Raw genomic sequence first — 13,983 nt, 5'->3', positions numbered from 1 at the left:
CGATCAGTCGAAGTCCGGCAGGTCCTCCGGTGGCTCGTACTCGGCCTCCCAGTCGATGTACTCCTCCTTGAGGACGATCGAGACGATCTGGCCGAACTCGGTCAACTCGGCGTTTATCGACGAGACGGTGCCCCACGTATCGAGCCCCGGGTGGTACTCGCGTTCCTGCCAGTCCTCCGGAATGCCGGGTGCGTGGTAGCCGACGCGGTCGGCGAAGTCGTCCCAGAAGAAGTCGAACCCCGAGAAGAGATCGAGGTCGCGGGCGATTCCGTACTCGCGTTCCTCGAGGTCGGTGTCCTCGAGCCACTCGTCGAACGCCTCCTCCCAGGCGCCCTCGCGGAGGAACTCCTGAAGTTCCTCCCGGCGGTAGTCGATCTCGGTCGGGTCGTCGGCGCTGATCGTGGCGTCGTCGTACTCGTTCGGATCGACGAACGACAGTTCCGGCGGATCGGGGGCTTCGACCTCGAGTCCCATACTCCGTCGTACGCCGGGTCGCCGGATAAGAATTCCCACACCGGCGGCGGGCGGTCACACGACTCCCAGCAGCGAGAAGCCGGCGACCGAGCCGAGAACCAGAAGGACCGTCCAGACGGCGATGCCGATCGTCATCCAGACCGCGACGGTGCGGCTCCGGCTCCCGGCCAGCAGCGCGACGAGCGCGGCGACGTGGACGCCGGTCAGTATCGGGCCGCCCAGTGCGACGCCGGGGAGTCCGTACCGATCCCAGAGTCGTCGCGCTCGAGCGTACCGATCGCTCGGTTCCCCGTCGTTCCCCCGGCGGCCGGTCCACCACGCCACGATCCGTCGGGAGAACAGGAGCAACGCGTACACCGAGCCGACGTTGCCGGCGAACGCTACGACCCCCGTCGCCACCGGATTGAGCCCGAGACCGATCGCGATCGGCACGACGACGAGGATCTCGATCACCGGAATCGCCGCGAAGAGAAAGACGAGGACGTACTGGAGGATTCCGGTCGCTTCCTCGAGGGCGGTTCCGACGTCGACGAGCAGCGGGACGAGTGTCATCCGACGGTGGTCTCTCGACGATCGTACGGGACAGGTCGGGCAAATACCTGCCGCTCTCGGTTCGCGGATCCGAACACTCAATCCAGGGCCGTACGTAGCACTGCGGGATGACCGAGTACGAGGCGGCGATTCTCGACGTCGACGGCACGATCGTCCGGGGCGAGGAACTCCTGCCCGACGTGACCGACGGGCTGGCGGCGCTCGAGGCGGCCGGCTGTTCGCGATTGCTCTTCTCGAACAACCCGACGCGCGGCAGCGCTCACTACCGGAGCAAACTCGAGCCACACGGAATCGACATCGATCCGACGGCCGTCCTCACGTCGGCGACGGTGTCGGCGGAGTATCTCGCGTCGACTCATCCCAACGAGACGGTCTATCTCGTCGGCGACGACCGTCTCGAGTCGATCCTCGCGGACGCGATGGTCGAGCTGACGGACGATCCCGAGGCGGCCGACGTGGTGCTCGGCTCGTTCGACAGCGACTTCTCGTACGGCACGCTGTGGGAGTCTCTGCGGGCGCTCGAGGACGGCGCCTCGTTCTACGGCACCGACCCCGACGTGACGATTCCGGTCGACGACGGGCTGATCCCGGGATCGGGAGCGATCCTCGCCGCGATGGAGGCCGTCGCCGGTCGCGAACCCGACGCGATCCTCGGCAAGCCCTCGAGCGTCGCGGCGACGGCGGCGATGAACTACCTCGGGGCCGACCCGGAACGGACGCTCGTCGTCGGCGACCGCCTCGACACCGATATCGAACTCGGGAATCGGGCGGGGATGACGACCGCCGTCGTCCTCACCGGCGTCACGGATCGGGCGGACCTCGAGTCGGCGGCCGTCGAACCGGATCACGTCCTCGAGTCGCTCGCCGACGTCGAGAGCCTGCTGTAGTCGAGCTGGACGGTCTCAGCGGGTCGTGCCGGAATCGCTACCATCTTACGGGAATCGTGCGTATCGTCCTGCGTGATCCGCTTTCTCGACGTCTCGCTGTTCCTGCTGCTCTCCGTGCTGTGGGGGCTCTCGTTTCCGGCGATCTCCGTCGGCCTCGAATACCTTCCGCCGATCCTGTTCGCCGCCACCCGGTACGACACCGCCGCGGTCCTGCTCCTCGGCTACGCCGTCGTCCGAACCGACGACTGGTGGCCTCGCGGTCGAAACAACCTGGCCGCCATCGCGGGGGGCGGGCTGTTCCTGGTCGCCGGGAACGGCCTGCTGTTCGTCGGTCAGCAGACCGTCCCGAGCGGCGTCGCCGCGATCATCCAGGGGTTAGTTCCGATCTTCACCGCGCTGTGGGCGCTCGCGCTGCTCGGCGAGCGCCTCTCCGGGATCGGCGCCGCCGGAGTGGCCGTCGGCTTCCTCGGAATCGGGTTCGTCGTCCAGCCGGATCCGAACGACCTGCTGGCGGGCGACACGCTCGCTCGGCTGATTATCGTCGGGCAGGTCGCGAGCGTCGCCCTCGGCGGCGTCCTCGTCCAGCGGGCCGGGCCGGACATCGGACGGGTCTCGCTGACCGGCTGGTCGATGTTCGTCGGCGCGCTCGTCCTGCACGCCGTCAGCCTCTGGCTCGGCGAACTCCCCGGAACGGACGCGACCGCCCCGGCGGCGATCGGCGCGATCGTCTACCTCGGCGTGTTCTCGACCGCGATCGCCTTCCTGATCTACTTCACCATTCTCGAGGAGAACGGCGCGTTCGAGGCGGCGCTCGTCGCGTACCTGGTTCCGGTGGTCGCGACGATCGTCGGCGTCCTCGTGCTCGGGGAGTCGATCAGCGCGCTGGCGATCGTCGGCTTCGGACTGGTCGCACTCGGCTTCGCGCTCCTGAAACGTCGCGCGATCGCGACCGTGGTCGGCTCGTCGATCGTGAACGGTCGGTCGTGAGCGGCCCGCAACCTGAACTGCGACTCGGAGGCGAGCGCACTCGAGAGGGCCTGCGGGACCTCTACTGATCCGGCTTCTCGATCAGCCGGGCGACCGTCACGAGAGCGTCGAACTCCCGCGGCGACCCCTGGATCTGGATGAGCCCCTGGTCCGGATCGTACTGGATGAACTCGACCTCCGACGAACGGGGCAGGTGAACGTGTTTCAACTCGACCATAATCTCCTCGAACGTGTCCAGGGAGTCGTGACGGCCGGCCGGATCGTCCTCCCACTCGTCGATCACCGTGACGAGTTCTCTGACCGACACCGGACCGTCCCGATCGTTGAGATAGTAGAGGACGTACCGCCGCCGCCGCTCGTCTCGAAGTAGTTCGAAGACCGTGTCCAGCGCGACCATGCCGGCCATTGGCCCAGTACCGCTTTAGCTTTTTTCGCCGGTATGCTCCGGTTATCCGTTCCGATACCTGCACCTTCGTTCGCCGTCGATACTATCGAACCGAAACTCCGCTCCGTCCGCGGTCAGGAGTCCCCGTTTTCGCCCTCGAGAGCCGCCCGCCGAAGACGCTCGCTCTCGTCTGAACTCACGGTTAGCTCCGGGACCGTCGTCGGCCGGTTCTCGTCGTCGATCGCGACGTAAACGAAGTAGGACTCGGTGGTCTTCTCGCGCTCCCGCGTCCGCAGGTCTTCGCGCTCGGTGATCAGGCGAACCTTGATGCTCGAGGTACCCGCGTCGTAGACGTACGCGGTGATGAACGCCGTGTCGCCGACCGGAATCGGCCGCTCGAAATCCATCCGGTTGACCCGGGCGGTGACGCAGGTCTCTCCCGAAAACCGCATCGCGGACATCGCGCCGATCTCGTCCATCCACTTCATCACGTTTCCTCCGTGGGCGACCTCGAGCATATTCGCGTGGTTCGGTTGCACCATCTCCCGGTTCTCGACCAGCGTCTCCATCAGATCGGTCATCGACGGGGGGTTGCCTACGCCCGCAATTAGGTTTGCCGGGTGGGCCGGCCGGTGTGGGTGTGCGTAACGTTCTCTTCTTCGATACTGGTAAAAGTCGTCGCCGAGTTGACTCCCCTAATGAGTGATGCAGGCGACGCCGACGTCCCGGAGCCACCCGATCCCGGTTCGGAGGGGCGTGGCTCCGTCGACGTACTGGGGACGGCACACGTCTCCCAGGCGAGCGTCGACGACGTACACGAAACCGTCGACGAAGCGGATCCGGACGTCGTTGCCGTCGAACTAGACGAGAGCCGGTACCGCCAGATGCAGGGCGGTGCCCCCGACGACATCGAAGCGAAGGACCTCCTTTCAGGAAACACAGTCTTTCAGTTTCTGGCCTACTGGATGCTCTCGTACGTCCAGTCCAGGCTCGGCAACAGGTTCGACATCGAACCGGGTGCGGACATGCGGGCCGCGATCGACGCCGCCGAACGAAACGGAAGCGGGGTCGCCCTGGTCGACCGGGACATCCAGATAACGATCCAGCGGTTCTGGAGTCGGCTCTCGTTCACCGAGAAGCTGAAGATGGTCGGCGGCCTCGCGCTCGGCGTCACCGATCCGCGGACGATCGGGTTGACCTTCGGGGCGACGATCGGTCTAGCCCTCGGCCTCATCTTCGGGGCGTTCCTGGCGCCGCTGTTCGGCTTCGGCGAGCTACTGTCGCTCGGCATCACCGGTGCCGGGACGCTGCAGTACGTCGGTGCCGGCGGCGTCGGTATCGTCGGCGGACTGCTCCTCGGGCTGATCTTTCTGCCCTCGATCGAGTCGGCGAACCGGTACACCGGCGGACTCGCCAGCGGCTTCTCGATTCGGCTGCTCGCGGGCGTCGTCGTCGGTATCGCCGGCTGTCTCGCGGTGGTCTGGACGAACACGTTCGTCGGCCCGTTCTCGGCGACCACCTTCGAGAGCGCGGGCGGCTACGTTCTCCGCGGAACCGTCGGTTCCCTCGCGGGACTCGGCGTCGGCGTCGCCGTCGGGGCCGTCCTCGGGACGGTCCTCGAGGCGCTCGGCGGCGACGTCGAGGAGATCGACGAGATCGATATCGAGGAGATGACCGACGGCGACGTCGTCGCGGCGATGATGGAGGAGTTCCGCCGGTTCAGTCCGCGGGGCGCCAACGCCCTGATCGACGAACGCGACGCCTACATCGCACACAAGCTCCACGGGCTTCGAGAGCAGGGATACCACGTGGTCGCCGTCGTCGGCGCCGGCCACAAGGCCGGTATCGAACGGTATCTCCGGAATCCCAACGAGCTCCCCCCGATGGAGTCGCTGACCGGGACGGCGTCGGGACGACGATTCTCGCCGGTGAAGATCGTCGGCTATCTGGCGACGGTCGGCTTCCTCGCGTTCTTCTTCCTGCTGATCATGGCGGGAGTCCAGAACACCTTCCTGCTTCAGCTCTTCCTGGCGTGGTTCCTGTTCAACGGGATCTTCGCGTTCACGCTGGCTCGGCTGGCCGGCGCTCGCTGGACCAGCGCGGGCGTCGGCGGCTCGGTCGCCTGGCTCACCAGCATCAACCCGCTGCTGGCGCCAGGCTGGTTCGCCGGCTACGTCGAACTCAAACATCGTCCGGTCAACGTCCGGGACATCCAGACGCTCAACACCATCATCGGTGACACCGAGCGATCGATGAGCGACGCGCTCGAGGAGATGTTCGACGTGCCGCTGTTCCGGCTGATCATGATCGTCGCGCTGACTAACGTCGGGAGCATGATCGCGACCGTGCTGTTCCCGCTCGTCGTCCTCCCCTGGCTGGCGCCGGAGGTCGGCGGCGTCGACGCGCTGATGAACGAGCTGATCCGCGGCGCCGAGAACAGCCTCGAGCTGATCAGAGGGGTGATAACGTGAGCTACCGAACCGATACCACCTCGGAGCTCTCCTTCAGCGACAAGGAGCTGTTCGACCTCGCGGCGGCGTGGGTCACCCTGAGCGTGGCCTTCGCGCTGTTGCTGGCGCCGATTCACGTCGTAGACGTCGGCGTCGGTCACTTCGTCACGATGATCGGGCTGAGCTTCGTCACCGTCGGCGTCGCCTTCCTGCTGCACGAACTCGCCCACAAAGTCGTCGCGATCGAACACGGCCAGACCGCGGAGTTCCGAGCGGACTACCAGATGCTGTTCCTGGCGATCATGAGCGCGCTGATCGGCTTCCTCTTCGCTGCCCCCGGCGCGGTCTACCACCGCGGTCGGATCACGAAGCGCGAGAACGGCCTGATCGCGATCGCGGGGCCGGTGACCAACCACCTGCTCGCGCTGCTGTTCCTCCCACTGATGCTCTTCCCGGGCATCCTCGAGCTGGTCGGCCACCTCGGGGTCCTTATCAACCTCTTCCTGGCCGCGTTCAATATGATCCCCTTCGGCCCGCTCGACGGAAAGTCCGTCCTCGAGTGGAACAAGCTCGTCTTCGCCGCCGTCTTCGGGCTGAGTCTGGTGGTTCTGGCGGGATTCTACCTGGTGTTCGGGTTTCCCTTCTAGCGGTTCGCCGCCCGGACCGGTGATCTTTTGCACACCCCACGCAGTCGTTGGAGTATGACGCGCTCAGCGGACGACGACACCGACGGCGAGCGACTCACCTACGCCGACACCGGCGTCGACATCGGGGCCAGCGAGGACGCGACGGCGGCGCTGCTCGAGGCCTTCGGGAGCGATCTGACCACCGAGTACGCCGGCTTGCTCGACATCGGGGACCGCTACCTCGCGCTCGCGACGGACGGCGTCGGCACCAAGCTCCTGGTCGCCGAGGCGATCGAGGACTTCTCGACGATCGGCATCGACTGCATCGCGATGAACGTCAACGACCTCGTCGCGGCGGGCGTCGAACCCGTCGCCTTCGTCGACTACCTCGCGGTCGACGAGCCCGACGACGACCTCACGAACGAGATCGGCGAGGGGCTGGCGGTCGGCCTCGAGGAGGCCGACCTCACGCTGCTCGGCGGCGAGACGGCGGTCATGCCCGAGGTCGTCTCCGGTTTCGACCTCGCGGGCACCTGCGCCGGGCTCGCGGAGAAGGGGGAGATCTTCGAGGGCGAGGCCCGGGTCGGCGACGCGCTCGTCGGCTTCCCCTCGAACGGAATCCACTCGAACGGGCTGACGCTCGCTCGCGAGGCGGCGACCCGAGAACACGACTACACCGATCCGTTCCCGCCGAACTCCGACGTGACTATCGGCGAGGAACTGCTCCGACCGACCCGGATCTACACGGACCTGCTCGAGCCGATGCGCGAACACGGCGTGCGTGCGGCGGCACACGTCACCGGCGGCGGGTGGACGAACCTCGAGCGAATGGGCGAGCGCCGGTACGTGATCGACGATCCGCTGCCGGCCCAGCCGATCTTCGAGTTCGTCCAGGAGGAGGGGAACGTCACCGACGAAGAGATGCACCGGACGTTTAACACGGGAACCGGCTTCGTCGTCGCACTCCCTGACGAGCAGGCCGAGTCGCTGGTCGACGAGACGGACGGTCAGATTATCGGCCGCGTCGAGGAGGGCGACGGCGTCGAGATTCGCGGTCTCTCGCTCTCCTGATTACGGACGATCCAGTCGCAGTCGCTTCTCATCGGTCCGCTTCGGCTTCTCCCTGCTCGGATTCGGTCGCCTTTCCGGTCGCCGCGCGAATCGCCTCGTACTCCTCGTCGCTGTAGCCGATGAGCCGAACTTCCTCTACGTGCTCCGGCTCGTAGTTCTCGATCTCCTCGCCGATGATCGCGGCACCCGCCTCGAGGTCGAAGCCGGCGACGCCGCAGCCGAGCGCCGGCACGACGATCGACCGACACCCCAGGTCGTCGGCGTTCTCGAGGGCGTTTCGCGTCGCGTCGCGGATGCTCTCGCCGGTCGCCTGGCCATCGCCGTAGTGCGGCATCGCGGCGGCGTGGATGACGTAATCGGCGTTCAGGTCGTACGCGTCGGTGGCAGCGGCCTCGCCGAGATCGATCGGCCCCTTTTCCGTGGCCTCTTCGTTGATCTCTTCGCCGGCCCGATCGCGGAGCGCGCCGGCGACGCCGGAGCCCATCTCGAGGCTCGTGCCGGCGGCGTTGACCAGCGCACCGGCGGACTGTTCGGCGATATTTCCCTGGATAACGTCGAACTCCATAGGCGCGGCTACGACGGTGACGAGTTTGAAAGTACGCCCGGCGAGCCAAGCGAACGGGGATGTAGTCGTCTCGAGAGGGGGTGCTCGGATCTACCCGTTCGCCGCCCGCGATCGCAGCCAACCGGATCGACGAACGGGAGGACACTCTTCACTTCGAGTTACTAGGTCGACCAAAACCTTTTTAGATTTAGGCGCACCTAATCCAACTCGATGGACGTACCCGCCCGACGGCAGGACGCCGACCTCGAGGATCCGGTCGAGGAGCCGGACGCAATCGTGAGCAGGCACGAGCCCCGCCCAGGAAAAATCGTTTTTACGGAACGAAACAACACCGACGGCTGGATCGCGACGGACCTCGCCGTCGACCTCGAGCCGTAGCGATCGGGTTCTCCTCTCACTCGGACTGATCGACGAAGAGACGTCTCTTCCTCTCGTACGGCATTTCAAAAAGAACGAATTGCCAGCGCGGGTCCGTCGTCGTCCGACTGTTTACTTCGTCGCCTCTTCGAGCACCAGGGTGTCGTCCTCGAGGTAGTGCTCGAAGTGGTGGGCGTCTTCCTCGGTGGTGACGAGGATCTCGCGCAGGATCTCGGCGGTGGCGTAGTCGCCGAGGTTATCGGCGAGTTCGATGCTGTCGCGCAGCGACGCGATGATCTCGCCGTACATCTCGAGGTCGTTTTGCATCATCGTCCGGATGTCGTAGACGTCCTCGCCCTCGAACTCGACCGTTGCGCGTTCCTGTTGGTTCGCGGGTCCGGAGACGGGGACGCCGCCGAGCGCCTGGGCTCGTTCGGCGATGATGTCCGCGGCCTCCTCGACGTTCTCGTAGGCCTCCTCGAAGAACTCGTGGAGCGGCAGGAACTCAGCGCCCTCGACGACCCAGTGGTGTTTCTTGAGCTGGTGGTACAGCACGTACGCGTTCGCGAGCTCCGTGTTCAGTGCGTCGACGATCTGCTCGGCTTTGTCCTGTTCGAGGCGCAGTTCGTTCTCCTCGACGGCGTCGGCCGATTGACGGACGGTCTTCTGGGTGCTCATCGTACGCAGGAATACACGCGCCTCGCTCTTAAACGTTACCCTTGACAAAACAATTTTTACGAAACGAGAAAAAGACATTTCTAAATCGCACCCTCATGTTCGGGTTCCACGATCCTCTCTCGTCGAGTCGGCCGTGCTGATAATCGAGAAACCGACTCGAAAACTGGCTCGAACCGTATCGGTTCCGCGAGTGTCGAGTAGATTGTACCTTTCATTCGGCGAGAGATCGAACGCAACATCGTTTGCGATCTCCGCGGTCGCGAGAGCGCGATACGGGTCGTCGCCTCGACCGGCCACGAATTCTCGGTTCCACGCGGTTTTGTTGCATCGGCGAGGTCGCTGCAAGCCGTTGATCTATCCTTCTTGGGGTGGATCCGTCTCCTATGACTGCCGACGCCCGTGGAACCGTCTCGTTCGTGAAGGCTGTCGTGGCCGGGATCCAGGAAAAGAACGTTCCCTTCATGGCCGCGAGCATCGCTTACCAGGCGTTCATCTCACTCATTCCGCTGCTCGTGCTCGTCTTCTTTCTCGTCTCGATCGTCGGAGACGAACAACTCGCCACCGAGGTCGCCGCGACGACCGAGGGCTTCCTGCCCGAGAGCGGCCAGGTTCTGCTGGAAGACTCCATCGAGGGGTCGGCCGCGACGACCGGCGCATCGATCATCGGGCTCGTCACGCTCGTGTGGGGGTCGCTGAAGATCTTCCGCGGACTGGACACCGCCTTCTCGGAGATCTACGAGTCCGCCAGTGAGAATTCCTTCTTCGAACAGCTTCGAGACGCGTTCATCGTCTTCGGAGCCATCGCGCTCGCACTCCTCGCCGCAGGGGGCGCGACCGTCGTCTTCGCGGCCTTCCCCGAGATTCCCTTCATCGGACTGGTGAACCCGCTCCTGCTCGTCGTCGGACTCACGGTCGCGTTCCTTCCGATGTACTACTTCTTCCCGGACGTCGGCGTCTCCGTCCGCGAGATACTCCCCGGCGTCGTCGTCGCCGCGGTCGGCTGGGCAGCACTCCAGTCGCTCTTCCAGGTGTACGTCGCCGTCGCGTCCGACTCGGAGGCGGCGGGACCGGTCGGAGCGATCCTGCTGTTGCTCACGTGGCTGTACTTCGGCGGGCTGATTCTGCTCGCGGGCGCCGTCGTCAACGCGACGCGGTCGGGCCGAATCACCCTCGAGGACGAGGAGGCCGACGAGATTGCGGTTCGCGAACGCAGACTCGCTCGCAGTCGACGAACGAACGAGGGATTGCGCGAGGGGAGCGAGCGACTCCGGCGGGAGCGAAACATGCTCCAACAGAACCTCGAGGCGCACCGGGAACGACGGTACCGACTCGAGGACCGAGTCGACGAACTCGAAGCGACGACGCGGACGCTCGAGGCGGAGAACGAACGCCTGCGCCGCGAACTCGAGGTCCGTGACGAACCCGAGTGGAAGCAGGCGGTCCACGAGATCGCCTCGCGGGTCGACACGCTCCGGATCGGCACGATCGAGGACCGGAGCCGATGACGCCGGTGGAAGTCGGGAAAGCTTAGTGGATCCCCCTCCCATTTCGCTTCGTGTCCCATCCAGTTCGGGCGGCACGCCGCCGAATTCAGGACGAGTGGCGGCCGCTCGTCGAGGGCGTCAACGACTGTGCAAACCGGGTCGCCGAGCCCTGGGATACCTCCAGAACGACGAATCCCGATCGCGTCGTCGTTCCCCTGCGAGCGGCACTCGAGTCGGCCGGTCTGCTCGAGCAGCTACCGCTTCTCCTCGCCGACGCGGTCGAGGCAGCCGACTGTGAACTCGAGGCTCGACCCGTTCCCGCGCCGCCGTACGTTACCGTGACGAGTCGCGGGCCGGTTCTTCGAACGACGATCGATCCCGGACGGCTCGTGATCCGGTTCGACGCGTTCGAGGTCGTCCGCGATCCGATCCCCGCCTACCGTCGGCTCGACGGCGTCGCCCTCGATATCTCGCTCGAGTGATCGCCGTCCTCGCGCGGCCGACGACTTTTTATCCCTCGCATCGGAGTGACCGGATATGCACCCGCGTGCAGCGACGTTCGCCGAACGGGTCCGCGAGGAGCACGGCTTCGACCCGGCCGTCGAGGAGTTCCCCGACGGGACGAAAACTGCGGCGGACGCCGCCGACGCCGTCGGCTGTGACGTCGCACAGATCGCCAGTTCCCTCGTCTTCGAGATCGACGATTCGCTCGTCATCTCGGTCACGAGCGGGGCCAACCGAGTCAGCGAACCCTCCCTCGGAGCCGCCTTCGATGCGCCGGCGGACGAGGTGACGATGGCGTCCCCCGACCGGATCAGGGAGACGCTCGGCTGGTCGATCGGCGGCGTGCCGCCCTTCTGTCACGACGAACGGGTTCCCGTCGTCGTCGACGAGACGCTGCTCGAGTTCGACACCGTCTGGGCGGCTGCGGGAACGCCGACGGCGGTATTTCCCATCGCTCCCGAGACGTTGCGGCAGTACGCCGATGCGGAGCCGGCGTCCGTCGCCGAGTGAGAGCGTCTTGCCGATTCCGTGAGACGGTTCGTTTTCGGGATCGAAATCGGCGCGAAAAGCGCGTTCGTTGGAAAGATACTGCGATCCCTCGCGAGCAAGGATCCCGTTGCCGATGCGGAGTGACGGCGGACTTCGAGACGATACCTTCCTAACAGTCTGATCAAACGACCGCGGGGAGGTTAATAAGATCGCCAACTTCATTACTAATTACTCTCACTCTACGGATGGTACCTATCAATGACGACTAACCAAATCCGTTCGACCCGCCGAACGCTGCTCGCGGCGTCCGGTTCCATCGCGACACTCGGTATCGCCGGCTGTCTGGGTGAGGACAGCGGTGACGACGAGGCTAACGGTGACGATTACGATGACGACCACGGCGACCACGATGACGGCCATGATAATCACGGTCACGACGATGACGATCGCATGAACGTCGAGACGTTCGAACTCGTCGACCGTGATGCGGACGAACCGCTCGCGTACGTCCACGACAACCACTGGGACGGCGGTCCGCTGTACGTTCCGCTCGAGGACACCCTCTCGGTCGAAGTCCACGCCGAGGACGCCGACGGCGAGGAGATCGTCTTCGGAGAGGACGAGGAGTACCAGCTCGAGGCCGAGGTCGTCGAGGGCGCGGCGGAGAACGTCGAGATCGAATCGCACGACGATCACCTCGAACTGACCGGCGAAGAAACGGGGATCACCGAGATTACCGTCCAGATATGGCACGACGATCACTCGGACTGGGATTCGCCCGAACTCGAGACGGAAGTCGTCGAGGAGTACGACGACGCGGAGAACCACGCCGACGACGAGCACGGTCACGATGACGACCACGACGATGACGACGACCACAGTCACGACGACGACCACTAATCGCTCGAACGAACTCGTCGCGACGCCGTGAGTAACTCGCGTGTCGTTTTCTCCGACAAAAGACTGCGACGGTCCAGATCGTCTCCGCCCGATTGCTATCGTGAGCGGAGGGCTACCACGAGTTATTAATCAACCTGCTAGAGATAATAACCCTTTTATCCGCGCAGGCGTAGTCTCTCGTATGACTCGTTCACGCCGCGCAGTTCTGCGATCCGGCGCCGGGGCGCTCGCGCTCGGCGCCCTCGCCGGCTGTCTGAGCGAACCCGGCGCCGACAGCGGGGCCGGAGAGGACGGCTACGCTTCCTTCTTTGCACTCGCCGACTGGTCAAACCACGTCGTCGGCGACGAGATGGAGATCGAGAACCCGGTCGAAACCGGAGAGATGGGCCACGGCTGGGAGCCGCCGGTCGACCTCCAGCGCGAGATCGCGGAATCGGCGGCCTTCATCTATCTCGACAGTCCCGAGTTCGCCTGGGCGCAGGACGTCGCAGCCGACCTCGAGGCCGAGGACGTCGCGCTGATCGACGGCCTCGAGGGACTCGAGAGCCAGCTACTGCCGGTGGATCGCGGCAGCGACGACGACCGCGAACCCGAAGACGAGTACGACGATGATCCTGCGGAGGTCCAGGTCGCGGAGTTCGGCATTTACGACCGTCGAACCGGCGAGGAGGTCGGGTACTGGCACGACAGCCACTGGCACGGCGGCGTTCCCGACGTGATCCTCGACCAGCACGTCGCGATCGAGAGCGTCTTCGAGGACGAGCAGGACCGCGTTCTCCCGCTCGGGAAGGACGAGCCGTTCCAACTCGAGGCCCGGGTCGTCGACGGTGCGGATCCGGACGTCCTCGAGATCGAACCGCAGGGCGATCACGTCGAGTTACACGGCGCCGAGACCGGCCGGACGATGATCGTCTTCGAACTCGTCGCCGACGGCGAGGTCGTCTGGGACACGAGCGAGGACAACGCTTCCGTCGAAGTCGTCGAGGAACCCGACGACGAATCGACGGAGTTTGCGGACCCCCACGTCTGGGTCGATCCGGTCCTCGCACAGGAGATGGTCGAGACGATCGCGACGGGACTCGGCGAACTCGATTCGGACAACGCGGAGCAGTACGAGGAGAACGCGGCCGACTACACCGACCGGATGGCCGAGGTCGACGAACGGTTCGAGGAACTCGCCGAGAACGCGACTCGAGAGGTTGCCGTCGTCGCGGGCCACGACTCGTTCCAGTACCTCGAAGAGCGCTACGGCTTCGAACTTCGGACGCCGGTCGGTGTCTCGCCCGATGCAGTGGAGTCGAGCGAGGACGTGTCCGAACTGATCGGCGTCGTCGAGGAACACGACATCGAGACGATCCTCTACGATCCGTTCGAGACGCAGAACCCGGGCGACGACGTTCCGCAGATGGTCGACGTGTTACTCGACGAAACCGATGCGACCGGGTCCGAACCGATCACGGCGACCGGGGGGACGCTCCAGGAGTGGAACGAACGGGGCTACGGATGGATCGAACAGATGGAGGAGATCAACCTTCCGTCGCTCGCGAAGGCGCTCGATGCCGAATGAGCGCGGA

The 13,983-nt window shown here is 65.2% G+C and carries 17 protein-coding genes; 11 read left to right on the top strand and 6 right to left on the bottom strand.

Annotated elements, in window-relative coordinates; translation table 11 throughout:
• Positions 1–3: 3 nt before the first annotated feature.
• Both NED97_RS07320 and NED97_RS07315 read right to left on the bottom strand, forming a co-directional pair.
• The gene (locus NED97_RS07320) at positions 4–474 is read right to left on the bottom strand and encodes a hypothetical protein (RefSeq protein ID WP_252490056.1); all 471 of its coding nucleotides are present in this window, start codon (positions 472–474) and stop codon (positions 4–6) included.
• Between the two features lie 54 nt (positions 475–528).
• Positions 529–1,026, bottom strand: a complete 498-nt coding sequence (locus NED97_RS07315; protein ID WP_252490055.1) for a small multi-drug export protein — start codon at positions 1,024–1,026, stop codon at positions 529–531.
• Positions 1,027–1,133: 107 nt separating this feature from the next.
• Between NED97_RS07315 and NED97_RS07310 the strand changes: the two genes are divergently transcribed.
• Positions 1,134–1,913, top strand: coding sequence for an HAD-IIA family hydrolase (locus tag NED97_RS07310; protein WP_252490054.1), 780 nt, complete (start codon positions 1,134–1,136; stop codon positions 1,911–1,913).
• A gap of 72 nt (positions 1,914–1,985) precedes the next feature.
• Positions 1,986–2,900 carry a DMT family transporter gene (locus NED97_RS07305; protein WP_252490053.1) on the top strand — a complete coding sequence of 305 codons (915 nt, stop codon included), beginning with the start codon at positions 1,986–1,988 and terminating at the stop codon, positions 2,898–2,900.
• A 61-nt stretch (positions 2,901–2,961) separates the two neighbouring features.
• On the opposite strand, the gene NED97_RS07300 is transcribed toward NED97_RS07305, so the two are convergent.
• Complete coding sequence (locus NED97_RS07300; protein WP_252490052.1) at positions 2,962–3,297, bottom strand: DUF7344 domain-containing protein; 336 nt, start codon at positions 3,295–3,297, stop codon at positions 2,962–2,964.
• Between the two features lie 122 nt (positions 3,298–3,419).
• Complete coding sequence (locus NED97_RS07295) at positions 3,420–3,866, bottom strand: acyl-CoA thioesterase (RefSeq protein ID WP_252490051.1); 447 nt, start codon at positions 3,864–3,866, stop codon at positions 3,420–3,422.
• A gap of 117 nt (positions 3,867–3,983) precedes the next feature.
• On the opposite strand from NED97_RS07295, the gene NED97_RS07290 reads away from it, so the two are divergent.
• Genes NED97_RS07290 through purM form a run of 3 tightly spaced genes read left to right on the top strand, consistent with a single transcriptional unit; the run spans position 3,984 to position 7,432 of the window.
• Positions 3,984–5,756, top strand: a complete 1,773-nt coding sequence (locus NED97_RS07290) for a TraB/GumN family protein (RefSeq protein ID WP_252490050.1) — start codon at positions 3,984–3,986, stop codon at positions 5,754–5,756.
• A complete protein-coding gene (locus NED97_RS07285) occupies positions 5,753–6,382 on the top strand; it encodes a zinc metalloprotease (protein ID WP_252490049.1) in 630 nt (209 codons plus the stop codon). Before NED97_RS07290 ends, NED97_RS07285 begins: the two co-directional genes overlap by 4 nt.
• Positions 6,383–6,436: 54 nt before the next feature.
• Positions 6,437–7,432, top strand: coding sequence for a phosphoribosylformylglycinamidine cyclo-ligase (purM, locus tag NED97_RS07280; protein WP_252490048.1), 996 nt, complete (start codon positions 6,437–6,439; stop codon positions 7,430–7,432).
• A gap of 28 nt (positions 7,433–7,460) precedes the next feature.
• Here purM and NED97_RS07275 read toward each other — a convergent pair whose 3' ends face one another.
• Positions 7,461–7,997 (bottom strand): macro domain-containing protein, encoded by a 537-nt coding sequence (locus tag NED97_RS07275; RefSeq protein WP_252490047.1) that lies wholly within the window; start codon positions 7,995–7,997, stop codon positions 7,461–7,463.
• A gap of 210 nt (positions 7,998–8,207) precedes the next feature.
• Here NED97_RS07275 and NED97_RS07270 point away from each other — a divergent pair, with 210 nt between their 5' ends.
• Positions 8,208–8,375: a hypothetical protein gene (locus tag NED97_RS07270; RefSeq protein WP_252490046.1), complete on the top strand. Its 168-nt coding sequence runs from the start codon at positions 8,208–8,210 to the stop codon at positions 8,373–8,375.
• A 111-nt stretch (positions 8,376–8,486) separates the two neighbouring features.
• On the opposite strand, the gene dpsA is transcribed toward NED97_RS07270, so the two are convergent.
• A complete protein-coding gene (gene dpsA, locus NED97_RS07265; RefSeq protein ID WP_252490045.1) occupies positions 8,487–9,032 on the bottom strand; it encodes a DNA starvation/stationary phase protection protein DpsA in 546 nt (181 codons plus the stop codon).
• Between the two features lie 383 nt (positions 9,033–9,415).
• Here dpsA and NED97_RS07260 point away from each other — a divergent pair, with 383 nt between their 5' ends.
• The 5 genes from NED97_RS07260 (at position 9,416) to NED97_RS07240 (ending at position 13,976) form a co-directional block, all read left to right on the top strand.
• On the top strand, positions 9,416–10,537 hold the full coding sequence (locus NED97_RS07260) for a YhjD/YihY/BrkB family envelope integrity protein (RefSeq protein ID WP_252490044.1): 1,122 nt from the start codon (positions 9,416–9,418) through the stop codon (positions 10,535–10,537).
• Between the two features lie 50 nt (positions 10,538–10,587).
• On the top strand, positions 10,588–10,998 hold the full coding sequence (locus NED97_RS07255) for a hypothetical protein (protein ID WP_252490043.1): 411 nt from the start codon (positions 10,588–10,590) through the stop codon (positions 10,996–10,998).
• Between the two features lie 55 nt (positions 10,999–11,053).
• Complete coding sequence (locus tag NED97_RS07250; protein ID WP_252490042.1) at positions 11,054–11,530, top strand: YbaK/EbsC family protein; 477 nt, start codon at positions 11,054–11,056, stop codon at positions 11,528–11,530.
• A gap of 237 nt (positions 11,531–11,767) precedes the next feature.
• Positions 11,768–12,409, top strand: coding sequence for a hypothetical protein (locus NED97_RS07245; RefSeq protein WP_252490041.1), 642 nt, complete (start codon positions 11,768–11,770; stop codon positions 12,407–12,409).
• A 181-nt stretch (positions 12,410–12,590) separates the two neighbouring features.
• The gene (locus NED97_RS07240; RefSeq protein ID WP_252490040.1) at positions 12,591–13,976 is read left to right on the top strand and encodes a metal ABC transporter substrate-binding protein; all 1,386 of its coding nucleotides are present in this window, start codon (positions 12,591–12,593) and stop codon (positions 13,974–13,976) included.
• The last annotated feature ends 7 nt before the right edge of the window (positions 13,977–13,983 follow it).

Source organism: Natronococcus sp. CG52, from assembly GCF_023913515.1.
GTDB classification, from domain to species: Archaea; Halobacteriota; Halobacteria; order Halobacteriales; family Natrialbaceae; genus Natronococcus; species Natronococcus zhouii.
The sequence above is the reverse complement of the archived record's forward strand: the minus strand, read 5'-3'. Positions and strand labels throughout refer to the sequence as shown.